The following is a 24,280-nucleotide window of genomic DNA, read 5'->3' on the forward strand; positions in this document are numbered from 1 at the left end:
ATGTTAGGCGACCTCGTCAGGCACGGAGGCTTTTTCATTCTGTTTTTTAACAACTTTGGTTACCCAGTACGCGCCGCCAAAAGTAAGTATAAGGCCGACAACCTGGTAAATGTGCGGAGTCTCAAACCCGAGTGCTACCGATAGTATAAAAGATAACGCGGGATAAGATAATATAATGGCTGTGACTTTGCTTAAATCTATGTTTCTAATTGCTATGTACCACAGTATCATGGCTATGCCGTATTTAAAGAAACCGGTAGCGGCTATAACGGCCGCGCTTTGTAAGTTAGGCGTAAAGTAAAGTTTGCCTGTGGGCAGTAAAACCAAAATAAGTATTATGGTAGCGGGTAAAGCCCAAAAGCTTCTTGCTGTGGCTATGAGCGTGTAGTCCAACCCTTTGGGCAGTTTTTTTGCCGCTATATGGCTGATTTGAAACAACCATACGCTGCCTATTACTATAAGGTCGCCCGTCCAGCGGGGGGTAAATTTTTCGTTTAAAAGTATCGCGCCTACGCCCAGTATTACCAGTAAACTGCCGCCAAGCTGGCCCAGCGTGGGGCGTTCTTTTAAAATGATTGATGTAAGAATAAGAGAATAAATAATTTCCGTCTGGTTAAGTATGGCTGCGTTGGCCGGCGTGGTGTAGTTAAGGGCAAACAGCATTACGGAAAACGGCAACGCTGTACCAAATGTACCCATAATAAGGTACGGCACAACAGTTTTTTTGTTAAAGAGCTCTTTCCAAAGGCCTTTTTTGGTCATGGACGGCGTAAAGTACGCCAAAGCGCAAATAATACCAAAAAGCACAAGTAAAACGGGGTGAATAACCGGCATTGCGTATTTGCCGATAATGGGTGAGAAAGCCGTTATCACCCAGCACAGCCATAAAGCGGCCAAAGGGTTCATTAGAACACTCCTTAAAATCAGTATAATAATATTATATCATTTAAAAAATTGATTGCTTTAGGAGTAGAACGTGAAAAAGTTTTTAATAGTTGTAGCGGCGGTTGCTGTAATGGCGGGGTTATTTATGATAGGTTTATACTCAATAAGCCCGGACAGAGAAGCCGTTGACAGAAGCCTGCCCGCAGCTATGGAACCCACCCTAAAACTGGCCAAAAAAGGCGGCGCCGACGCGCAGTACAAAATGGGTAAAGCCTATTTAAACGGCGAAGACGGCCTAAAGCATGATTATGAAAAAGGTTTGTACTGGACAAAAAAGGCCCTCAAACAAAATAATGCCGGCGCGCAGTACGAGATGGCGCTTGCCTACCAAAACGCCAAAGGCGTAACAAGAGATTTTAAAAAATATTCCGACTATATGACGCTTGCCGCTAACAACGGCAACCCCGCCGCCATGCTGCACCTGGCCAATTTTTATAAGGATATGAAAAAGACTTCCGCCGCGCAGGAATGGTTTTTAAAAGCGGCCGAGGCTGGCGAGCCCGAGGCCGTAAACTACCAGGTGCGCCTATACTGCGGCGCCCGGCCCGACAAAGACAATTGTTGGAAGTGGCTGCCAAAATCAGCCGAGGCAGGCGTATTAAGCTCAATTAAAAAAATGGCGGGCTACTATCTTAGTGGCGAGATAGGCCGCCAGTCTCACCCGCAGGCCGAACACTACTACACCATAGCGGCCGACAACGGCGACGTTGACTCTATGTTAATACTGGCCCGCTCCTACGCCGCCAAAAACGGTTTTACAAAAAATAATAAAGCTAAAGCATTTAAATACGCCCTTGCCGCCGCCCAGGAGGGAAATGTGCAGGCTATGAGCATGCTGTCTAACTCCTACAAAAGGGGTGTTTTTACAGAAGTCAGCCCCGCCAAGGCCGCGCAGTGGGACGCAAAACTAAAACAAACAGTTTTCAGCGCCGACCCTAAAGAAAAACAAGCCATTGACCCTATGTACGATTACTCCTCTACGGAGGAAGCGCCCAAGCCGCAGGCGGCGGTAAAAGCAGGCGTAACAATTTCACAGGTAAGAAATAACCTTGTAGGTTTTGTAGCCCGCTACCCTGACCCGGCCAACAGCCTGGACAATGCCAGGGCAACATTTAAAGGCACCTGCAAGCCGGAAAAATATAGCGAGTATGAATACGTAACCTACTTTCTGGCGGTTAAAAACACTGCCGGCACGCCTGTATGTAAAATAGCGGTAACACGCTCTTTTATAAACGACTATATTGAATGCAACAGCGCAAACGGCGTAAAAAATACCATAAGGGCAAACAAACTTATGGAGGGCTACGCCGGTAAATTTGAGGTGCTGGACCACCTTGAAAAAAACCTTAACGCGCACGGCGACGAAATTTCAGACTATAAAGAAAAAGACGCCAAAAAGCTGCCTTACTGCACTATCAAAAGGAGCGATGTTGATGTAGCGCTTGCCAGGCGCGGCAACGAGCAGTCTTCAGAAGGTTTAACAATATATTTAGGCCAGTCGGCCGGGCTCAAAATAAAAATAGACCAGGCGGACTATACCATAAATATGCCGTCGGAGCTATACGCTTTTAAGCCTTTTGAAAACGACAGACTGGCAGTTTTAGGTTACGCCCTGGCCCGAGACAACAACAACATTTTCCGTTATCTTAGGTAGGTAAATATTTCGCTAAAAGGAGCACTATGAAAAAGTTTTTAATAGTTGTAACAACGGCGGCGCTGGCTGCGGCGGCGCTGTTGGCGGCGTGGTTTTATGTTAATAACTTTAGCGTGGAGGCGGATAAAAATTTACCCGCCGCTATGGCGCCGATATTACAACTGGCAAAAGCGGGAGATTCTGACGCGCAGTATAAAATGGGTAAAGCCTATTTTTATGGAGAGACTGGCGTAACTAAAGATTATAAAAAAGGTTTTTACTGGATAGAAAAAGCTGTAGCGCAAAACCACTCCGACGCGCAGCATGAGCTAGCCATAGCATATAAAAACGCCAAGGGCGTTACAAAAAATTTGAAAAGATACGAAACCTATATGACTTTATCAGCAAATAATGGCAACGTTAAAGCCATGCTTGACCTTGCGCATTTTTATAAAGAACTTAAAAATATTGCAACGGCCAATGAGTGGTATGAAAAAGCGGCCGAGGAAGGCGAGTTGGAAGCTGTTAATTATCTTGTAAGTCTATTTTGTGGCGCAGATATAGACAAGGATAAGTGCTGGATATGGCTGCCCAAGTCAGCGCAAGCGGGAATATTGGATTCTATAGTGAAACTGGCAAAATTCTATCTTACGGGTGAAATTGGCCGGCAGTCTAATAAAGGGGCTGAATATTGGTTTACTATAGCTGCTGACAAGGGAGATATTTACTCCATGCTAGTGCTGGTGCAGTCTTTCGCGTCAAAAAACGGTTTTACAAAACAAGATAAAAGTAAAGCTTTTAAATACGCTTTGGCTGCCGCGCAAACAGGTAATGAACAGGCTATGCTTATGCTGTCGCGGTCATACAGAAAAGGAATATTTACTGATGTTGATTTAAACAAAGCTGCTCAGTGGGAAGCTAAATTTAAGGGAACGAATTTTATTGCTGAACCTGTAAAAAGTACTACTTTGGAGGAGTCAGCACGTTTGCCGGAGAAAGAAAAACAAAAGCCCGCTTCTGCAGACAGTGCGGCGGGGATAAATGTTTCACTCTTAAGAAATAATTTAGTAAGAGTGAAAGTGGATTAGCCTAATTCACATAAAGCGCTTGAAACAGCTAAAAAGAATTACAACGGCGTTTGTTTTGACCAAACTCAAAAATATTATGAATATGACTATATAGAAGCTTTTTTGTTGCGCTTTCAGGATAAAAACGGAAAAGATGTATGCAAAACACATTTTATACGTTCTATGGCCGATAGTTCTATGCATTGTGATAACAGCATTATATATGCCGATGTGGTTATGGAGGCTTATATAGGCTCATTTTCCTTTTTAGATTACATGGATAAAAACCTTACAATAAAGAGAACTCCGACATCAGCTTATTCTTCCGTTGATAAAGAAGCAAAGGAATGGGGGGACGGAATTCCTTTTTGTAATATTTCTAAAAATAATATTGAAGTAAAAATGGTAAATGTTCCTAATAGAAAACCGTATAATGTTACATTAATGCATGCCGGGCAATCCGCTCAAATTACAATTAAAATAGATGAGACAGGCTATACTTTTGCTGTACCATTATTGCCAGCTTCTGAACGATTGGATAAAAATCAAATAGAAAAGTATCGCGCTGCCAGGCGCTTTACCTTACAGGAAAATAATAATTTGGCATTGGATTTCTTAATTATTATAAATAGTTCAAATCTTTTCCGTTATCTTAGGTAGGTGATCGCAAACTTTTGCGGGGATATATGCTATAATTAGTTTACTGGTAAACTAATTGAGCGTGTGTTCCCGCTTTTATTATGATAAAATATATATAAGGATTTTTACCGCAAAGCGGTATATAAATAGGTAATAGTATAATGGAAAAACTTCTTAGGGCGGGCCTGGACATAGGTTCTACCACGGCAAAAATAGTTGTTATTGACGCTGGTAACAACATTTTACATTCAGATTATAAACGCCACCACCTTGAACTGGGCAAAACTATTTTAGCGCTGGTTAGCAAGGCCATGGCCAAATTTCCTGACGCTAAAGTAAACATTGCCATCACAGGCTCCGGCGCTATTAAAATGAGCCAAGAAGCCGGCTTTGACTTTGTGCAAGAAGTTGTGGCATGTACGCTTGCCATTAAAACCCGCATACCCCAAACGGAAGTTGCCATAGAAATAGGCGGCGAAGACGCCAAAATAACCTTTTTCGACTCATCTGTAGAGCAGCGCATGAACGAGACCTGCGCCGGCGGTACAGGCGCGTTTATTGACCAAATGGCCGCCGTGCTGCGCGTAGACGCGCCGGGCCTTAACGAGCTTGCCAAAAATTACCAAACCATTTACCCCATTGCGGCCCGCTGCGGCGTATTTGCCAAGACGGACGTTATGCCGCTGCTTAACGACGGCGCCCCGCGTGAGGACATAGCCGCCAGCATTTTACAAAGCGTTGTTAACCAGACCATAGGCGGCCTGGCCTGCGGCAGAACAATTAAGGGTAACGTGGCCTTTTTAGGCGGGCCTTTATACTTTTTCTCTGAACTTAGAAAGCGTTTTATAGAAACCTTAAAATTACCTGAGGAAAACATTGTCTTCCCGGAAAACCCGCACTTTTTTGTCGCGCTCGGCGCGGCGCTCAGCGCAAAAGATAAACAATTTACTTTCCAGGAAATTTACGACCGTATTACAACCTACACCACCACGCACAGCGCGGAAGAGTCGTCCTTCCTGCCGCCATTATTTAAAAATGAAGAAGACATTGCGGCATTCAAAGAAGAGCACTCAAAGTACTCCCCTAAATATTTACCCATAGAGGAAGCGCAGGGCGATGTATATTTTGGTATGGACGCAGGCTCCACCACTACCAAAGCCGTGCTTATAGACGCTAACGACAATATTTTATACACGCACTACGGCTCTAACGGCGGTAACCCGCTGGAATCAGCCGTAAGCGTTTTAAAAGACGTTTACTCAAGGCTGCCCGCCAAAGCTGTTATAAAAGACGCCTGTGTTACAGGCTACGGCGAGGCATTGTTAAAATCCGCCTTAGGTTTTGACTATGGCGAGGTAGAGACAATAGCGCACTATAAAGCGGCTAAATTTTTTGTGCCAAAAGTCTCTTTTATTTTAGACATCGGCGGGCAGGACATGAAGTGTATTTACGTTAAAGACGGCGTAATAGACAAAATTGTGCTTAACGAGGCATGTTCGAGCGGCTGCGGCTCTTTTATAGAAAACTTTGCCTTATCGCTTGGCAGCACGGTGCAGGATTTTGCCGAGGCGGCCTTACATTCCAAAAAGCCCGTTGACCTGGGGTCAAGATGTACAGTGTTTATGAACTCTAAGGTTAAACAGGCGCTTAAAGAGGGCAGCAGCGCGGCCGATATTTCCGCCGGCCTGTCATACTCCGTTATAAGAAACGCTTTATATAAAGTTATAAAAGTAAAATCGCCCGAAGACCTTGGCGACAATGTTGTAGTGCAGGGCGGCACGTTTTTTAATAACGCCGTTTTGCGTGCCACACAGCTGCTTGTAAGCGGCAGTGTTGTGCGCCCCACAATTTCGGGCATAATGGGCGCGTTTGGCGCGGCCTTAATTGCCAAAGAAGAAGCTTCTAAAGATAAAACCAGCCTTATATCAAAAGAAGGTTTAGAAAAGTTTACCTACACTACCAAAAACGCCCGCTGTAAAGGCTGTTCTAATAACTGCCTGCTTACTATTAATAAGTTTGACAGCGGCAAAACTTTTATTTCCGGCAACCGTTGTGAAAAGGGCCTGGGTATGGACGCCGGGCAAAAAACCACGGCCAAAAATATGTACGCCTATAAATATAACAGGCTGTTTAACCACTACAAACCGCTGGACGCTGACAAAGCGCCCAGGGGGGAAATAGGCATACCGCGCGTACTTAATATTTACGAGAACTACCCGTTCTGGTTTACGTTGTTTACGGAACTTGGTTTTAGGGTGGTACTGTCGGATGAATCGACCATAAAAATATTTAACTCAGGTCTGGACACTATACCGTCACAGACGGTGTGTTACCCCGCCAAAATGGTGCACGGGCATATTATCAACCTGACCAAAAAGGGCGTTAAAACAATATTCTACCCGTGTTTACCCTTTGAGCAAAAAGAATTTGCCGACGCGGACAACCATTATAACTGCCCTGTGGTAGGCTCGTACCCCGAGGTAGTGCGCCTTAATATGGACGTGCTGGAACGTGAGAATATTAAATTTTTACAGCCGTTTTTACCTATAGATAATTTAGGCCGCCTTGAAAAAAGATTAATTAAAGAACTGGCGGACTTTAACGTAGGCAAAAAGGAAGTTAACCGCGCCCTAAAACACGCGCGCGGGGCGCAAAATTTATTTAAAAAAGACATACGCAAACGCGGTGCCGAGATTGTTAACGAAATTAAAAATAACTCTGGGGCGGGCATAATTTTAGCCGGCCGCCCCTATCACTTAGACCCCGCAATTAACCATGGCATACCTGAGTTTATAGCCGCCAGCGGCGTCGCCGTACTGACGGAAGACAGCGTGGCCCACATGGGCGGGCTGCTGCCGCGTGTGCTTAATGTTATAGACCAGTGGACGTATCACAGCAGGTTGTACCGCGCGGCGCATTTAGCTAACAGTATTAAAGGGCTTGAGTTGGTACAGTTAAACTCGTTTGGCTGCGGGCTGGACGCTATTACCACAGAGCAAGTGGAAGAAATTTTAAGCAGCGCGGGCAAAGTGTATTCCGTACTTAAAATTGACGAGGGCTCTAACCTTGGCACTATTAAAATAAGAATACGCTCTCTGCTTGCCGCCGTAAAAGAGCGCGAGGGTGTACACTTTGACAGTTCCGCCGTGGTGGCGCATAAGCACCCTGTTTTTACTACCGAGATGCGTAAAGATTACACCATACTCTGCCCGCAAATGTCGCCCATACACTTTACTCTGTTGTCTAAAGTTATGAAGCGCTTTGGCTATAACCTGGAAGTGCTGCCCACCGTATCGCAGGAAGATATAGAAGAGGGCCTTAAGTATGTTAATAACGACGCCTGTTACCCCGCCATAGTGGTGGTGGGCCAGCTTATTAACGCGCTTAAGTCCGGCAAGTATGACACAAGCAAAACAGCTTTAATTATTTCACAAACAGGCGGCGGCTGCCGCGCTACAAACTACGTCAGTTTCCTGCGCGCCGCCGCGGCAAAGGCGGGCTTTAAAAATGTGCCCGTTATACCGTTTGCGTTCGGCGGTGAAAAGCACCCGGGCTTTGAAATTACGTTTGGTATGTTTAGAGACATTGTCTGCGCGTTTTTATTTGGCGACCTTGTTATGAGAATGTCGCACCGCCTGCACCCGTACGAAATTAATAAAGGCGACGTGGATAAACTGGTGGACGCTACACTTTCTGACTTCGCGCTTAGGTTGGACAGCAAACTGCCCGGCCCTGTAATACTTTATAAAGAGGCTAAAAAAGCTGTAAAGAGGTTTGATTCATTTCCTATAAAAGATACCAAACGCAGACCGCGCGTTGGTATAGTGGGTGAGATTCTGGTAAAGTTCCACCCTGACGCTAACAACCGTTTAGTAGACGTTATTGAGAGCGAGGGCGGCGAGGCCGTTGTGCCCGACCTTATGGACTTTTTGCTTTATTGTCTGCTTGATGACACGTACAGGCATAAATATTTGTCAGGCAAGCTTATTAATAGAATAGTGTCTAACGCTATAGCGGCGTATATAGAATTTTTACGTAAGCCGCTTAGAAAGCTGCTTAAAAAGAGCAAGCGTTTCCACTCCTATGAACCCGTAAAAAAACTGGCTAAAAAAGTGGCGGACATTGTGTCCGTCTGCAACCAAACCGGCGAGGGTTGGCTGTTAACGGCCGAGATGCTTGAACTTATGGAAGAAGGCGCCAATAATATAGTTTGCGTGCAGCCCTTTGGCTGTTTGCCCAACCATATTACAGGCAAAGGCGTAACCAAAGAACTTAAAAAAAGATACAAAGACCTCAACATGGTTGCCATAGATTATGACCCCGGCGCCAGCGAGGTTAACCAGCTTAACCGCATAAAACTAATGATGTCCGTAGCACACTCTAAGAAATAAAACCGCTGCGCGGTTTTATCCCCAAATCTTTGGCGAATTTTTGACTTTTCCCCGTTTGGACATACACTTCACTCGCATGGCTCGCTGCGGGCAAGTGTGCCCGAAACGGGGAAAACTCAAAAATTCACTCAAATCTTCGGGGCCCCTGATAAATAGTCTTATATAACGGCACTTTATAAATAAACCACCCCGCTCAACTGAGCGGGGTGGTTTATTTTTAAATTTTAAGCTTGCGGCGGGGTGTATAGTTTTAAAAACAGCACGCAGTACAGCGTTGAAAAATAAAACGTAACCGGGAATAACAGCAAGGTAATCAAAAATGTAACCGCCGGTATATTAAAGACAAGCGATATTGTGCTTATTGACCCAACCACGGCAGACAGTAAAAACAAAGCTATTATTTTAAGCACGTGCCCTGAAGATAAAGCCCAAGACTTTTTAAAAGGTTCAAACCAGGCTAGCCCGTCCAGATACACGTAGTTAAACGCAAAGAAAATTCTTGTAATAAAATACATCATAACTATAAGCGCGGGTGCGGCGGCTATAAATACTTTTATCATCACTTCAGACTGCGCGGCCCCTTGCTGCGGTATACCTATAAAAAATAATATTATAAAAATGCTTATTACCATAAGCACGCTGTATATTATTATGCCTACCAACATAATTACAAATGTTGTAATAAGCGGCACAATATTTTTAATAAATTTTTGCCATGCTTCTTTAACTGTTATTGCCTGCCCGTTTAATGCGGCCTGCGCGAAATAAAGCACAAAAGCAAATACAACTATGGAAGATAAAGAGCCAAGCATAGAGAACGCCGTAGACTCCGGCCTGCCGTAGAAAAAAGATATTGATAATGCCGTAGGCACTGTTACCAATAAAAACAGCAGGGCCCAAATTTTAGGGAAAATTACTTTAAATACATTTGCTGTGTCTGTAAATAGCTCTACAAAGTTTATTGTTTTTTTAGTTTCAGGCATGTGCCCTCCTATTAAAATGTCAAATAATTATAGCAATTGTATACGGGAATATGCCAATAGTTCGATAACTGTTGAAATAGTTTTGCCAACATGCTATAATTTATAAAGTGAGTTGATGCATCAACTCGCCCAGCCAATTAGAGGGGGCTAAGTATGTGGGATTACACAGATAAAGTAAAAGAATATTTTAAAAACCCTAAAAACGTAGGCGCGGTGGATAACGCCGACGGCACCGGCCAGGTAGGCAGTATGGTTTGCGGTGACGCTTTAAAACTTACGTTAAAGGTAGATAAAGACACGGAAACAATTTTAGACGCAAAATTTCAAACATTCGGCTGCGCCAGCGCCATTGCGTCGTCTTCAATTTTAACGGAAATGGTAAAAGGCAAAACGCTTGAAGAAGCGGCCAAAATTACCAACGCAGACATTGCCAACGAGCTTGGCTCTCTGCCGGAAGAAAAAATGCACTGCTCCGTCATGGGTATGGAAGCGCTGGAAGCTGCGATTAAATCTTACCGCCAAGGCGGCGAGCCTGTTGTATTTGAAGAGGACGAAACGCAGCACGTCATATGCAAGTGTTTTAACGTGACGGAAGAAACCATTATCAAGGCTGTGCGCAACAACAATTTAAAAACGGTGGAAGACGTAACCCACTTTACCAAAGCCGGCGGCGCCTGCGGCAAGTGCAAGGGTGATATACAGCGTGTAATAGATAAAGTGTATTCCTGCGAGGTCCCCGCTCCCGCCAAAACCGAAGCTAAATTTGAAGATATGACAATTGTCGCCAAAATAAAAACAGTTGAGGCAGTGTTGGAAGCTGACGTCCGCCCCAAGCTTAACATGGACGGCGGCTCGGTAGAATTAGTAGACATTGCCGGCGACGTAATTAAAGTGCGTTTACTTGGCGCGTGCCAGGGCTGTATGGGCGCGCAAAACACGCTTAAAATTCTTATAGAAAAAACGCTTCAGGATAAAATTTCACCTAACATAAAGGTGGAAGGGGTTTAGTATGAAACCTATTTATTTAGATAACAACGCCACTACAAAAACATGGCCGGAGGTTGTGCAGGCCATGCTGCCATATTTTAGTGAGAAATACGGCAACCCGTCCAGCATGCACAGTTTTGGCGCCAATGTTAAAGGCGAAATAACCAAAGCAAGAAAACATATCGCCGCCATGATAGGCGCGGAATATGACGACGAAATTATCATAACCGCCGGCGGCACGGAGGCAGATAACACGGCCATATTTTCTGCCGTTAACTGCTACCCGGATAAAAAACATATCATCACCTCAGCTGTAGAGCACCCCGCCGTTATGGAGGTGTTTAAACACCTGCAGTCCAAGGGTTACAAAGTTGATTATATAGGCGTTGACGCAAGCGGCCGTTTTAATATGGACCAGTACAAGGCCGCCATTAACGACGGCACCGCTTTAGTTTCCGTAATGTGGGCCAACAGCGAGACAGGCACCATTTTCCCCATAGAAGAAATAGCAAAAATAGCTAAAGAGAACGGCGCGCTTTTTCATACGGACGCTGTGCAGGCTGTTGGTAAAATACCCGTAAATGTAGCGGGCACTAATATAGACATGCTCTCTTTCTCAGCCCACAAAATACACGGGCCGAAAGGTATAGGCGCACTCTATGTAAAAAGGGGCACAAGGTTTTTGCCTTACTTAATAGGCGGCCACCAGGAAAAGGGCAAAAGGGCCGGCACCGAAAATGTGCCCGGCGTAATAGGCTTTGGCAAAGCGTGCGAAATGGCCATGGAAGCTTTAAAAGATACTTCAAAGTTAAAATCTTTACGTGATTATTTAGAGCGCGAGCTTACTACCAAAATAGCGCACGCCAAAATAAACGGCGACGTAGACGCGAGAGTACCCAACACCACCAACATCAGTTTTGGTTATGTGGAGGGGGAATCTATTTTAATGCATTTAGACGATTACGGCATTTGCGCATCGTCAGGCTCGGCCTGTACGTCCGGCAGTTTAGAGCCCAGCCACGTGCTGCGCGCCATGTGTGTGGATTTTCACTTCGCACACGGCTCCATCAGGTTTTCTCTTAGCGAAGAGACTGCCAAAGAAGAATTAGATAAAGTGATAGAGGTGCTGCCGGGTATTATAGAAAAACTTCGCGCCATATCACCGTTTGGAAGAGTATGACAGATATAAAAAAAACAGCGCAAACTTTGCGCAAAAATATTTTTGACCCTAACAGTCCGCTTTATATTCCGGAGGGGAAAGGCTGCTTTTTTCCGTCCCACAAAAACATTATAGACGCTTTTAGAAAATTTAAAGAAGCCTTGTTTATAAATGTTTTTGCCCATAAAAGAATGACCGCCGCCGAGGTTGACGCCCGCGCGGAAAGTTTAATTTTGGAAGCCGCGCATATGCTTGTGTGTGAGATACAAAATACAATTTGCCTTTTTACTGATAACAATGAATTTTGTAAATGCACAGAAGACCCTGCGCTGGCAATAACCGCGGATTTTGTGCGCGAACTTCCTCATATACAAGAAATTCTGCTTACAGACATCCGCGCCGCTTATAACGGCGACCCGGCAGCCTCTGACCCGTACCAAATTTTGCTTTGTTACCCCGGGCTGCGTGCGTTGTCTTACCAGCGTATGGCTCATTTTTTATATAAAAAAGGCGTGCGCATAATACCGCGTATTTTAACAGAGTACGCCCACTCCAAAACAGGCATTGATATTCACCCGGGCGCCCAAATAGGACATAGCTTTTTTATAGACCACGGTACCGGCGTTGTAATAGGCGAGACCACGGTAATAGGCGACAATGTTAAAGTTTACCAGGGTGTAACGCTTGGCGCCAAGAGTTTTCCGCTTGACGAAAACGGCAACCCAATTAAAGGCATTCAGCGCCACCCCACAGTGCAGGACAACGTGACAATATATGCCAACGCTACCGTGCTTGGCAATATCACGGTAGGCCGCGGCGCGGTAATCCCCGGCAACAGTTGGATAACCGCCGACGTTCCCGCTAAAAATTAGTACCTCTTTCCTATCCCCGCTTTACAGCGGGGATTTTTATGTAAATTCATCTATTCAAACCCGGCGCATAAATGTTAAAATATTTACATATGCGTAATAATAATTATTATCTCTATAAGGGCAAGAAAAAATCTAAGAAACTTAAGAAAAAGGGTTCCAGCTCTAACGCTTTGGTATTTTTATTTTGGGCGCTGGCGTTTGCTTTGTGCGCCTGGCTGTTTTTTATACAATGGTTTAACGTCTCAAAAGGCCCGTACGGGGAAGCTGTTTCCAATTTCTTTTTTAACTATTTAGGCCACGCCTCTTACCTTATGCCGCTGTTCTTTTTTTACTGGCTGGTGCGCTCGGTCAAACATAGGGCGGCCAATATTTTTGTGTTTTTAGTGGGCATGGGTATATCACTTTCCGCCATAGCAAGCGTGCTTGCGTGCCTGCGTTTTATATTTAAAGGCTCTTACATTGAGGGCGGTACAATAGGGCGTGAGATGTTTGTTTTTATGCAAAGTTTAGTAGGCACTGCCGGGGCTACGCTATTTTCACTCGCGCTGTTATTTACGGGTATTCACCTTTTGTTTGCCATACCGTGGGTAAGCACGTTTAGGTATTTAATTGACCTTATCAAGCAAGACTACTACGCCTGGCACGAGGCCAAGGCAGAACTTAAAACCAAAATAGAAGAAGCCAAGGTTGAGGCGCCCGCCAAAGCGGAAGTTCCCGTAGCAAGGCCCGCCGGCCCGGTGGCCGAGCAGATTAACGAAATCCGCTCCAAGCCAGAAATACGCCGCCCCGTGGCTGAAATTATCAAGGCACCCAACAGAGCGGAAACCCCTAAAAAGGCCGCCCCCGTTGCCACCGAACCTGCCGAACCTGGCAAAAAGGTGGACATTGCCAATTTTAAATTACCGCCCTTAGACCTTTTGCAAGACCCTAAGAACGAGGGCATACTAGGCCCAACAGATGAAGAAATTGCCATGGCAACAGCTCTCCTTGAAAACACTTTAAAAAGTTTTGAAATAGGCGCAACGGTTACCGGCGTATCCCCGGGGCCTGTGGTAACACGCTATGAAATTAAGCCTGACCCCGGCGTAAGAATCAGCAATATTGTGGCAATTTCTAACGATATCGCCCTTGCCATGAAGGCGCGCGGCATACGTGTGGAAGCGCCCATCCCGGGCAAAGACGCCATAGGCTTTGAAATACCTAACGAACACGCCATGATGGTTACCATAAAAGAAATTTTACAGGACAATACTTTCACGCACTCCAAGGCTGTTATGCCCATAGCGCTTGGCCGCTACGCCGACGGCCTGCCCGCCACCATGGCGCTGGAGCGCACGCCGCATTTACTTATAGCGGGCGCTACAAACTCCGGCAAAAGTATTTGTCTGCATTCCATAATAATGTCCGTTTTATATAAAGCCAAACCGGACGAAGTTAAATTTTTAATGATAGATCCTAAACGCCTGGAGCTTACGCTTTACGAGGGAATACCGCACCTGTACGACCCTAAAACAACCTGTGAGGACGTTAACGTTATTACAGACGCGCAAGGGGCGGTAAAGTCACTGCAGACTTTGGTAAAAGTGATGGAAAAGCGTACCAAAATTATGGAGCTTGCCAAAGTTAAAAACATTGACGGCTACAATAAATGGGCCGAGCAAAACGGCGAAGACAAAATGTTTTACGTAGTAGTAGTAATAGACGAACTGGCCGACCTTATGCTGCAAACACGCGCCGCTATAGAAGATTCTATACAGCGTTTAGCGCAAATGGCCCGCGCCGTTGGCATACATTTGGTATTGTGCACCCAGCGCCCGTCTGTTAACGTTATTACGGGTGTTATTAAGGCCAACTTGCCCTCGCGCATTGCGCTGCAGGTGGCTTCCAAAACAGATTCCCGTGTTATTTTAGACGCTCTTGGGGCAGACGCTTTGCTTGGTAAGGGCGACATGCTTTACCAGGGCACGTCAGACCAAAAGCCACACCGTATACAGGGCGCGTACGTGTCTGAAAATGAAATTGCCGCAGTGGCCGACTTTCTGCGTGAGCAGGGCGGGCCGGATTACCCGCTGCAAATTATGTCTGAGCAGGGCGCAAACGGCGGCAGGCCCGAGGACGGCCTGGGCGCCAGCGCGGAAGAAATGATACAGGCGCTTTCATTAATTTTAGAACGCCGCAGAGTGTCGCAGGATTTGCTTAAAGCGCACTTTGGCTCCAGCGCGCGCGCAACTAATATTTTAAGCGTGCTTGAGATGAAAGGCTATATTACCAAGCCCGAGGGTTCCAACAGGTGGGAGATACATTTTGATTTAATAGAGTCCGGCTTAGCGGAACTTAAAAGCAAAAATTCCTCTTCGAAACCTAACTACGAAACCGTGTACAAATAGGTTGTGGAGAGAGATACTCTAGATAGACATATTTATTTTTCTCCCTTTCGTAAAGGGAGTACCCCAGAGGGGGAGGGATTTAATTTTGCGGAGCAAGTTGTTTAAATAAAGCTAATAACGCTACAAATAGGTGATTATGAACAAAATAAAATTTTTAATGATTCTTACTTTAGCCATGTGCGCCTGCGCGTCTGACGCTAAATCTAAAAAAACGGAAGAGCAGTTTAAAACTACAGAAACTGTTGTAGTAGAAGAACTTACGGCAACGCCTGAAGTTAAGGAAGAAGTTAAACTTGTGGTTACACCGCCCACCGCTGCAAAGCCCGCCGCAACAACAGTGCAGCCAGCGGCCAAAGCGCAACCTAAAGATATCGCCGTTGCCCGTTTGATTGAATGGGACAAAAAACTTTCCACATTAAAAACAAAATTTGAACAGGCAACTATTTACGACGGTGTGGTTATATCAAAATCCGGCGGGGAGCTTTACTACGCTAAGCCCAACAAGCTGCGCCTTGACCAGCACAACACTGGCGGCGCATTAACGCAAGTAGCGGTAACAGATAAAAAACAAATCAAAATTTTTGCCCCTGACATGACCGAAACCACCACGCTTAAGTGGAGCGATTGGTTAAGCAGCCAGACAAACAAAGCGCTGTTTGACTTTGGCAATTACACGGCGCTTATTAACGAGCACGACGTTACAGATTTTAAAGAAGACAAAAACGGCACTGTAGTTTTAACTCTGGCGCCAAAAGGTGAGAAGGGGCACACGCTTTACATAACGCTTGGCAGCCAGGACTATTTCCCGCAGGAAATATCGCTTGTTGTTGACGATCTTACCACAACAGCCACTCTTACCGCCACACAAAAAAATATTAAATTAGGGGAAGTTTTTAAAGGAATATAATATGAGCAAAACGGAAATGACGCTTGCCAATAAAATAACGCTTTCAAGAGCCGGGCTTTCTATGGTAATGTTCTTTGCCATTTTAATACCGGACTATTCTGCCCGCGCTTTAGCCACACTTATTTTTATAGTAGCCGCCGCCACAGACTGGGTAGACGGGCGCATAGCAAGGGCTACCAACACATACACGCCTTTCGGCGCTATTGTGGACCCTTTTGTGGATAAGATTTTAGTTTGTTCGGCGTTGTTCGCATTCACCGCGATACCGCAGTTAAACGTTCCGGTATGGGCGGTATTTTTGATAATACTGCGCGAGCTTACGGTATCAACACTGCGCGTTATAGCCGCGCTTGAAGGCAGTGTGTTGGCGGCGGAACGCTGGGGCAAAGTTAAAACAGTTATACAAATGTCCGCCGTGGGTCTAATATTTTTTGTGCTTAACGTATACCATCTGTCACAAATTACAGACGGAGTTCTACAAGATATTTTTAGAATTACCTACCGCACATTTCGCAACTTAGATTATGTTATTACGGTGATAGCCGCTGTTATAACATGGCTTAGCATGGCGTCATACTTAAACAATAATTGGAAGATGCTTGAAAAAGCCTGGAGCTTACCTATAAAGAGAAAAGATAAAAATGAAAAATAAGATTTTTAACTTTTTAGCGTCTGGCTTTTACGTAAGCCTGCTGCCCGCGACGCTGCTTAAGGGTCACAAAAATACCGGGGCCGGTTTACTGGGCACGTTGGTGGCGGTGCCGTTAGCGTGGTTTTTTATGCCGGAAGTTTGGTGGGCGCAAATAATATTTTTATTAGCTTTTATGGTGTTTTCCATATGGGTAACAAAGAACGCCACCTTTGAAGGGCATGATAACCCCAAGATTGTTATTGATGAAATAGCGGGTTACTTTTTTGCTTTAGCGTTTATGCCCAAAAATATACTTTTTTACGGCGCGGCGTTTATTTTATTCAGGCTTTTTGACTGGCTTAAACCCGGCCCCATAAAAAAGCTGGATAAAATGAAAACCCCGGCCAGCATAGTGCTGGACGACGTAGCCAGCGGCATAGTAGCAAACATATGCGTATGGATATTACTGATTGTCCTATACTTTTGGGACACCAGAGGATTTTAAAAATTAAAGTACCCTCCCACATCTTGGGGGGAGGGCTAGGGAGAGGGGGAATGCTAATATGGCCAAAGATAGAAACTTAAAATCTTTTGCAATAGTAAACAGAAAAAACTCAACCCCCGCAGAATTAACAGTTTGGAAAATGCTTAGAAATAACCAGTTTGGCGTAAAGTTTAAAAGGCAATTCCAAATAGACCGTTATATTGTAGATTTTGTATGCATTGACTTAAAGCTTGTAATAGAATGTGACGGTGGGCAGCACGATGATGATAAAGAAAAAGATAAGCTGAGAACAGGTTTTCTTAATTCTTTAGGTTATAAAGTAATAAGGTTTTGGAACAATGAAATTTTAAAAAATGAAGAGGGTGTTTATCTTTCTTTGCAGAACATGGTTGAAGAAAGGAAACGGCTTGCAAGCCCCTCACCCCAACCCTCACCCCAAGAGGGGCGAGGGAGAACTAATTAATACCCTCGGCAAGTTTGGCTCAATTTTCCAAAAGGGGTGAGGGAGTAATAAAAGGAGACGATGATGGACTTTTCAAATATGACTAATGTTAGGGAGCTTCTTAGCGCGGGCGGCCCGGTACTTATAGTGCTTTTAGTTCTTTCAGTATTTTCGCTGGCGGTAATTTTAGAAAGATTTTTTACTTTAAGAAAGCAAATAAACATGAGCCGCAAGCTTATTGCTTACGTTAAATACCAAATTAAAACAGGCAACACGGACAAAGCGATAGACGCTACCAAACGCGACATTGCCAAAAACACCCCGGCGGGCAAGCTGATAAACGCCATGCTTACCAGCGGCCGCCGCGGCGACGCGCTTAAAGCTATTTCAGAAGCTTCTATAGACTGGGAAATTACACAGCTGCACAAAAAACTGCCTATCTTAGCCACGCTTGGCAGTACAACACCGTTTATAGGTTTGTTTGGTACTATTTTGGGCGTTATGCACGCTTTTGCTGACTTAGCTTCTATGACAGCCGCTACTGCCGGCCCGTCCGTAGTGGCCAAAGGTATTGCCGAGGCGCTTATTAACACGGCGGCGGGTTTATTTGTGGCTGTACCGGCGGTTATAGCGTACAACTATTTTGTCAGCCAGATAAACTTTTTTGAACGTGAACTTGAAAACATAGCCAGCGAGATTATAAATGGTAACTAGAGTAAGAAAACCAATTGGCGAGATTAACATGGTGCCTTTTATAGACATTGTGCTAATCCTGCTTATTATTTTTATGGTTATGACGCCGTACCTTGTGCAAATGCAGCTTAACGTTGACCTGCCCAAAAGCAGCACCGTTAACGCCGTGGTTGAGGACGACCTTATAAGGGTGGAAATACAAAAGAACGGCACTATTACCGTGCAGGGCACTGTTGTGCCCATGGACGGCCTGCAGCGTGAGCTTACGCTTAGAATGGGCAAAGCCAGCAAAAAAGCCATACTTGTTCAGGCCGATAAAGACGTGCCCGTGCAAATGGTAGTAAATGTTTTTGACATAGCCAAAGAACTTGGCGCCGCCAAGCTGGGTATAGGCGTACTGGAAAAATCCGGCAAATAATATAGCAAGCGCCAAAATAGAACATTCTGAAGTAATGGCAGTATAAAGGGTAAGGCAAACTAAAGTAGCAAGAGCCAAAAATAGAACATTCTGAAGTAACGGCAGTACAAAGGGTAAGGCAAACAGGAGTAGCAAGCGCTAAAAAAGAATGAATAGGTATTATGTGGTTTCTGGTGGGTTGCATGTGTTATTGGCGGGGTTTTTACTCTTGTCTATAGCCCCTGCCGCCAAAAAACCTATCGCTACCTATACTATAGATTTTCTTGGTCAGTCATTTCAGGGCCCCGTAACAGCCCCGCAGGATGAAGTTGGCCCCAAGGCGGAAGACGCGTCTAAAGCGGAAGTAAAAGAAACCCCTAAAGAAGAGGCCAAACCTATAACCCCGCCCCCGGCCGATAAAAAAGCCTACGCCGCCAAGCAGGAAATAACCAAAAAACCGGCCCCCGCCAAACCCAAAAAAATAGTTTTAGGCACCCCCAGCATTTTGGCGGAAACCGAAAATAAAAAGGCGGAAGCTAAACCGGCCGACGCTGCAAAAACAGGCGCGGGTTCCGGCGGCCCCGGCGGCGGTATAAAGACAGATTTTTCTAATTTCCCATACCCGTGGTATATAACACAGGTAAGAAACTCGCTCTGGACAGAGTGGGAAAAACGTAAACCCAAAAACGCCGTACTGGCGTGTTCGGTATCATTTGCCATACAGGCCAACGGCAGTATAACGGATGTAAAAGTAGTAAGCGAGTCCGGCAACGCGGGGTATGATTACTCCGCCAAGTCCAGCGTAGAGGGCGCGGCGCCTTTCCCGCCGCTGCCAAAAGATTTTGGTAAAGATACCTTGACGGTAACGGTAGAGTTTAAAGACGAAGCATAGGAGATTATTTATATGACAATAAGAAGAATATTTTTTATCTTGTTAATACATTTTTTTGTGATGGTTTGCTTTCCGCATTACGGCATGGGCGGGTTTTCGTACGGCGTAATGTCGGCCATAGTGTGGTCTATAGCGGCTATACTGGTGGGTCTTGTCATTACGGTGCTGGGTATGGAAAACTGGCGCAGGGTTAACCTGCTTATCACGCTTGCGCTTATATGCGTGTGCGCGTGGTTTACGCTGCAGCGTTTCCCGCAGGAATCAAAAGTTACTCCTTTAAAAAGGCTTGCTTACGGCGATTTTCCTACTAAAAGCGACGTTGAAAAGGGCCTTTCCGCCTTCGGCATAAAAATAGGCTCGGCCAAAGATTGGGTGGACAACACAAAAGAAACCGCCAAAAAAATGAACGACTTTCAAAAACGCGCCGATAAAGCGATGGAGAGTTTAAATGACTGATACCGCTAAAACATTCGCTGTTACCGGCGGGGGCGGGTTTATCGGCGGTATTTTAACCAAGGCCCTGCTTGACCAAGGGCATAGCGTAAGAATACTAAGCAGGACGGAGCGCAAGTCCGCCAACCCTAAAATAACTTACCTAAAAGCGGATTATATGGACGGCGACTCCTTAGTAAAAGCGCTTGATGGCTGCTACGGCGTGTACCACTTAGCGGCGGCTATTTTCGCTTACAACTATAGCGGGTTTGAACGCGCTAATATTACCACAACTAAAAATTTAACAGAGGCCGCGGCAAAGGTGCCGGGGCTTGAGTTTTTTGTATACATGTCCAGCCAGGCCGCCGGCGGTTACAGCGTGGATTACAAAAACCCCAGGTGCGAGGCCGACGCGCCCGCGCCGTCATCAGACTACGGCCGCACAAAACTTGGCGGGGAAGAGTATGTGCGTGCGCTGCCCGCTAATATTAAAACAATCATTTTCCGCGCGCCTATAGTTTATGGCAAAAACGATTCCGGCGTTTCTAAGATTGCCGCCTGGGTAAAAAGGGGTGTAATGGTAAATACCTCTAAGGGCGACGCTTATTTTAACTTTATTTACGTGGACGATTTGGTAGAAGCGTTAGTGCGTTCTGTCAGCCTGCCGGGCGCTTACGGGCAAACTTTTTACGTGTGTGAAGACAGGGTGTATACCTGGCGTTATTTTATAGAAACTATGGCCGCCGCCATGAAAGTAAAAAAGCCTTTTATGTTTACCGCGCCTTTATGGGTGCTTAAAATAGTGGCGTTTGTTTACGAGACGCTTGCTAGGTTTTTTGGCTTTGCCCCCGCGCTTAATTATGACAAAGTGCGCGAGGCCGCCATACCCGGCCACTGGGTATGCTCAAGCAAAAAGTGGGTCACTCTTACAGGCCAGCAGTTTACCACGCTTGAAGAGGGGCTTAAAAAAAGTTTTTAGGTGAGTTATGGATAGCACAGTTTTACTTGCTTTACTTTTAAGTTTTCTTGCCGGCAGCGCAACGCTGTTGGGCGGGTTTGTGTCCTTTTTTGTCAAACGTGATGACCTTAAAATATTTTCCATAGGCATGGGCTTTTCCGCAGGCGTAATGATATATGTTTCCTTTATGGAAATGCTGCCCACGGCTACAGAAAACTTAGCTTTAGTAATGTCGCAAAAGGCGGCCGGGTGGGCGACTATCGGCGCGTTTTTTGGCGGTATATTAATAGCCGGTATAATAGACCAGCTGATACCGCAGCACCATTTGGAAAATAAAGAGTTTGAACCATCTTTCCGTGACGCCCATATACAAAAAATAAGAAGAATAGGTTTATTTACCGCGCTTGCTTTGGCCGTGCACAACTTCCCCGAGGGGCTGGCCACTTTTATGAGCGCCATTAACTCCCCGCAGTTAGGTATCAGCATAGCTATTGCCGTTGCCATACATAATATACCGGAAGGCATAGCGGTGGCGGTGCCTATCTATAACGCTACCGGCAGCAGAAAGTCGGCTTTGTTATATTCTGGGCTATCGGGCATGGCGGAGCCTGTGGGGGCACTAATTGGGTGGGCGTTTTTGTCACGCTTTTTAGGGCCTGTTACTTTTGGCGTGGTGTTCGCGCTGGTGGCGGGTATTATGATTTATATTTCTTTTGACGAATTGTTGCCAACGGCTAATGAGTATGGCGACGGGCATAAAGAGATACTTGGCGTGATAGCCGGCATGCTGGTAATGGCAATAAGCTTGGTGTTGTTTTAATTTTCTTTTCCTCTCCCTCTTAGGGGAGAGGGTAAAAACTCCTGTGAAAATTTTCTTCTATAACAACATTTGTTTTTACAGCATACAGCACTAATAAATACCCCCGGACAACTTGTCCGGGGGTATTTTATTTAAAAGCTTGTTCAAAATCTTGCCAGTTAAATTTATTTATGTCACCGGGGTCGGTTTTAATAACCGCCGCGGCGGGGTTGTTGGGCGCGTTGTATTCTGAAAATGTGTTGTAAAAAATTATAGACTTACGCTCAAAGCCCGAGGCCACGTGCGCTATAGCCGTATCCGGCGTTATAACAAAGCCGCTGCGGTTGACCAGCTCAAACATATCAAACAAAGACTTGGTTTCAAACATAATAATATTAAAGGCGGGGTTTTGTTTTATTATTCCCTGCACGGCCGCAACCTGGCTGGGCATAGCGGGTATTATTATATTTTTACTGGGATATTTATCATTTAAAAAGTTGCACATTCTGCTGACGGTATCGTTATTTAAAGTGCGCTGCACCACGGAAGCAAACGGGTTTAATAAAGTGTAACAGCCAATATTATGCTGCGTGAGAAACTGCCGCACACGCTCTTTAGTTTCCTCTGGTACGGTAAGGTCATAGGAGGCGTCTATTGTGTCGTTACCCGTAAGTACGCTTACTATTTTACCTTCGGCCTCGCTTGCGTGCAGCGGCGGACGGTGTATATCTATAGCCAGTGAAAGATGGTCCGCTATCATATCTTTGCCGCATAACCAACGGAACAAACGCCAGTTTTTAAAATCTTTTTTGCAGGTATCAATAACCAGATCAAATTTTTTTGCCCGCATTTTAAGCCCATAATATATAAGGCTTGGCCAGCGCTGGTTGGGGCGCAGTACGCGTGGTATGGGCAGCACGTAAAGTTTGTCTATATACTTATTTGTTTTAAGGTAGGCAGTGGCGCTGCCAAAACATACTACCGATATTTTAAGGTTTGGGTTAACTTTTTTATATTCCCTGTAACAGCAAGAAGATAAAATAGCGTCGCCAAGCGAGCCCTCGCCGCGCAGTATCAGCAGGTTTTTAATATCTTGTATTTTAGGAATATTTTGCATAACTTAATTATAATAAATAAAAAAGCCCCGGTTAACCGGGGCTTTAAATTTATTTTTGCGCCGCTATATCAATATCTGTTACACCGGGATGGTGGTACCTGCCTTGCCGTGATGTAAACGCGCGTTTAATTTGTATAACCTTTGTAGGGCAGTAATTGGCGCAGGCCATGCATTGCATACATTTGCCCTGCCACACGGGGCCGGCGTCTGTAATTTCTATGTCATGAGCGGGGCAGACTTTGGCGCATACGCCGCATTTTATGCACACAGGGTCTACAAAAAAGTTTTTGTCTTTTTTAGAATTTTTATCATAAACAAAACTATAAAATTTTTTAGCTAAAAAACCTGCTTTATATGGCCGCGCGGTAACGGCGGCTTTTATATCTTCAAGATACTTGCTTATTTTTTTATCCGCTTTTTCTAATTTTTTTGCACATTTACCCGCCGGTTTTACTGTAAATAACGGTAAGTAATTTGTAGGCATCATTATGGTGCAAGCGTAGTTTAAAGGTTTGCCTTTGGCGGCCAAAATATCCGCAACTATGCCAAATGTAGCGCCTGTGGAGCTGGCCGCCGTTGCCAGCGCGGATATATAAGAAGCCTGGCTAAGATCAAGTTTTTCCATAAAATATTTTACAACTGCCGGCGGGCCCCAGGCGTATACCGGGAACACAAAGATAACACGCCCGGCCTCGCATTTATAATGCCCCTCTTTAGCTTCATGAACAATATATTTAACTTTAGCGTCAAGTGCGCTTGCCACGCGTTTGGCGGCGTACAAACTGTTGCCTGTGCCTGAAAAGGCGTAAACTATTGTTTCCATATTTACTCCAAAGTTTTTATAATCTTGGCGGGGTTGCCCGCTACAAGTACATTGCTTGGAACGTCTTTTACTATTACCGCGCCCGACGCCGCCACAACATTGTCCCCTATCGTAACGCCCGGGTTAACTATTACCTTGCCGCCAAGCCACACATTATTGCCTATCTTTACCGGCTTGCCAAACTCAACGCCAGCCGCCCTGTCGGCTGAGTTTAATGGGTGCGTTGCGGTATAAATATGCACACCGGGGGCAAGCAGGCAGTTGTGGCCAATTTCCACTTTGCATACGTCAAGTATGGTGCAGTCAAAGTTGGCGTAAAAATTATCCCCTATAAAAATATTAAAGCCGTAGTCGCATTTAAAAGACGGTTCCACATAAACGTTTTTACCCACGGCGCCAAACAGGCTTTCTAAAATCTCACGCCTGGTTACAAGGTCGCCCTCAAGCGTTTGGTTATACTTGCGCGTAAGTTCGCGCGCGTGCTTAAGTAGTGTTTTAAGTTCGTGGTCATTGGCGGTATATGCTTGCCCGGCCAGCATTTTTTCTTTTTCTGTTTTCATACCGCTATATTATAATATTTGCGCCGCCGGCGCCTTTAAAATTTACTTCCAAAAAGCTATA

General features: G+C 45.2%; 23 protein-coding genes. 18 read left to right on the forward strand and 5 right to left on the reverse strand.

The window, feature by feature from the left end; translation table 11 throughout:
• Positions 1-3: 3 nt before the first annotated feature.
• Positions 4-906, reverse strand: coding sequence for a DMT family transporter (locus AAIR98_RS03985; protein ID WP_423970957.1), 903 nt, complete (start codon positions 904-906; stop codon positions 4-6).
• 70 nt (positions 907-976) lie between these two features.
• Here AAIR98_RS03985 and AAIR98_RS03990 point away from each other — a divergent pair, with 70 nt between their 5' ends.
• From AAIR98_RS03990 to AAIR98_RS04005, 4 genes are all read left to right on the forward strand, one after another.
• Positions 977-2,599, forward strand: coding sequence for a tetratricopeptide repeat protein (locus AAIR98_RS03990; RefSeq protein WP_423970958.1), 1,623 nt, complete (start codon positions 977-979; stop codon positions 2,597-2,599).
• Positions 2,600-2,625: 26 nt separating this feature from the next.
• Positions 2,626-3,666 (forward strand): tetratricopeptide repeat protein, encoded by a 1,041-nt coding sequence (locus AAIR98_RS03995; RefSeq protein ID WP_423970959.1) that lies wholly within the window; start codon positions 2,626-2,628, stop codon positions 3,664-3,666.
• A gap of 177 nt (positions 3,667-3,843) precedes the next feature.
• Positions 3,844-4,305 (forward strand): hypothetical protein, encoded by a 462-nt coding sequence (locus AAIR98_RS04000; protein ID WP_423970960.1) that lies wholly within the window; start codon positions 3,844-3,846, stop codon positions 4,303-4,305.
• Between the two features lie 140 nt (positions 4,306-4,445).
• On the forward strand, positions 4,446-8,675 hold the full coding sequence (locus tag AAIR98_RS04005; protein WP_423970961.1) for an acyl-CoA dehydratase activase-related protein: 4,230 nt from the start codon (positions 4,446-4,448) through the stop codon (positions 8,673-8,675).
• Positions 8,676-8,899: 224 nt separating this feature from the next.
• On the opposite strand, the gene AAIR98_RS04010 is transcribed toward AAIR98_RS04005, so the two are convergent.
• Entirely contained in the window at positions 8,900-9,658 is a 759-nt protein-coding gene (locus AAIR98_RS04010; protein ID WP_423970962.1) for a hypothetical protein, read from the reverse strand.
• Positions 9,659-9,811: 153 nt separating this feature from the next.
• On the opposite strand from AAIR98_RS04010, the gene nifU reads away from it, so the two are divergent.
• The 14 genes from nifU (at position 9,812) to zupT (ending at position 21,740) form a co-directional block, all read left to right on the forward strand.
• The gene (gene nifU, locus AAIR98_RS04015; RefSeq protein ID WP_423970963.1) at positions 9,812-10,666 is read left to right on the forward strand and encodes a Fe-S cluster assembly protein NifU; all 855 of its coding nucleotides are present in this window, start codon (positions 9,812-9,814) and stop codon (positions 10,664-10,666) included.
• 1 nt (position 10,667) lies between these two features.
• On the forward strand, positions 10,668-11,825 hold the full coding sequence (gene nifS, locus AAIR98_RS04020) for a cysteine desulfurase NifS (RefSeq protein ID WP_423970964.1): 1,158 nt from the start codon (positions 10,668-10,670) through the stop codon (positions 11,823-11,825).
• Positions 11,822-12,676: a serine O-acetyltransferase EpsC gene (gene epsC / locus AAIR98_RS04025; RefSeq protein ID WP_423970965.1), complete on the forward strand. Its 855-nt coding sequence runs from the start codon at positions 11,822-11,824 to the stop codon at positions 12,674-12,676. The genes nifS and epsC overlap by 4 nt, the downstream gene beginning before the upstream one ends.
• Positions 12,677-12,765: 89 nt before the next feature.
• Entirely contained in the window at positions 12,766-15,063 is a 2,298-nt protein-coding gene (locus AAIR98_RS04030) for an FtsK/SpoIIIE family DNA translocase (RefSeq protein WP_423970966.1), read from the forward strand.
• A 136-nt stretch (positions 15,064-15,199) separates the two neighbouring features.
• Positions 15,200-15,970, forward strand: coding sequence for a LolA family protein (locus AAIR98_RS04035; RefSeq protein ID WP_423970967.1), 771 nt, complete (start codon positions 15,200-15,202; stop codon positions 15,968-15,970).
• Position 15,971: 1 nt separating this feature from the next.
• Positions 15,972-16,622, forward strand: a complete 651-nt coding sequence (pgsA, locus tag AAIR98_RS04040; RefSeq protein WP_423970968.1) for a CDP-diacylglycerol--glycerol-3-phosphate 3-phosphatidyltransferase — start codon at positions 15,972-15,974, stop codon at positions 16,620-16,622.
• A complete protein-coding gene (locus AAIR98_RS04045) occupies positions 16,612-17,106 on the forward strand; it encodes a phosphatidylglycerophosphatase A family protein (protein ID WP_423970969.1) in 495 nt (164 codons plus the stop codon). Before pgsA ends, AAIR98_RS04045 begins: the two co-directional genes overlap by 11 nt.
• Positions 17,107-17,164: 58 nt before the next feature.
• On the forward strand, positions 17,165-17,569 hold the full coding sequence (locus tag AAIR98_RS04050) for an endonuclease domain-containing protein (protein ID WP_423970970.1): 405 nt from the start codon (positions 17,165-17,167) through the stop codon (positions 17,567-17,569).
• A 63-nt stretch (positions 17,570-17,632) separates the two neighbouring features.
• Complete coding sequence (locus AAIR98_RS04055) at positions 17,633-18,262, forward strand: MotA/TolQ/ExbB proton channel family protein (protein WP_423970971.1); 630 nt, start codon at positions 17,633-17,635, stop codon at positions 18,260-18,262.
• On the forward strand, positions 18,252-18,659 hold the full coding sequence (locus tag AAIR98_RS04060; RefSeq protein ID WP_423970972.1) for an ExbD/TolR family protein: 408 nt from the start codon (positions 18,252-18,254) through the stop codon (positions 18,657-18,659). The genes AAIR98_RS04055 and AAIR98_RS04060 overlap by 11 nt, the downstream gene beginning before the upstream one ends.
• Positions 18,660-18,807: 148 nt before the next feature.
• Positions 18,808-19,530, forward strand: a complete 723-nt coding sequence (locus AAIR98_RS04065; protein WP_423970973.1) for an energy transducer TonB — start codon at positions 18,808-18,810, stop codon at positions 19,528-19,530.
• Positions 19,531-19,542: 12 nt separating this feature from the next.
• A complete protein-coding gene (locus tag AAIR98_RS04070) occupies positions 19,543-19,986 on the forward strand; it encodes a hypothetical protein (RefSeq protein ID WP_423970974.1) in 444 nt (147 codons plus the stop codon).
• Complete coding sequence (locus AAIR98_RS04075) at positions 19,979-20,941, forward strand: NAD-dependent epimerase/dehydratase family protein (RefSeq protein WP_423970975.1); 963 nt, start codon at positions 19,979-19,981, stop codon at positions 20,939-20,941. The genes AAIR98_RS04070 and AAIR98_RS04075 overlap by 8 nt, the downstream gene beginning before the upstream one ends.
• 7 nt (positions 20,942-20,948) lie before the next feature.
• Positions 20,949-21,740 (forward strand): zinc transporter ZupT, encoded by a 792-nt coding sequence (gene zupT / locus AAIR98_RS04080; RefSeq protein WP_423970976.1) that lies wholly within the window; start codon positions 20,949-20,951, stop codon positions 21,738-21,740.
• Between the two features lie 127 nt (positions 21,741-21,867).
• Here the strand turns inward: zupT and AAIR98_RS04085 are convergent, their stop codons facing one another.
• From AAIR98_RS04085 to AAIR98_RS04095, 3 genes are read right to left on the reverse strand one after another with little or no spacing between them, the layout of a single operon-like run.
• Positions 21,868-22,836 (reverse strand): glycosyltransferase family 9 protein, encoded by a 969-nt coding sequence (locus AAIR98_RS04085; protein WP_423970977.1) that lies wholly within the window; start codon positions 22,834-22,836, stop codon positions 21,868-21,870.
• Between the two features lie 49 nt (positions 22,837-22,885).
• Complete coding sequence (locus tag AAIR98_RS04090) at positions 22,886-23,659, reverse strand: EFR1 family ferrodoxin (RefSeq protein WP_423970978.1); 774 nt, start codon at positions 23,657-23,659, stop codon at positions 22,886-22,888.
• Between the two features lie 2 nt (positions 23,660-23,661).
• Positions 23,662-24,219, reverse strand: a complete 558-nt coding sequence (locus tag AAIR98_RS04095; RefSeq protein ID WP_423970979.1) for a maltose acetyltransferase domain-containing protein — start codon at positions 24,217-24,219, stop codon at positions 23,662-23,664.
• Positions 24,220-24,280 lie beyond the last annotated feature (61 nt).

The sequence above is a fragment of the Elusimicrobium simillimum genome (genome assembly GCF_049639735.1).
Classification (GTDB): Bacteria; Elusimicrobiota; Elusimicrobia; order Elusimicrobiales; family Elusimicrobiaceae; genus Elusimicrobium; species Elusimicrobium simillimum.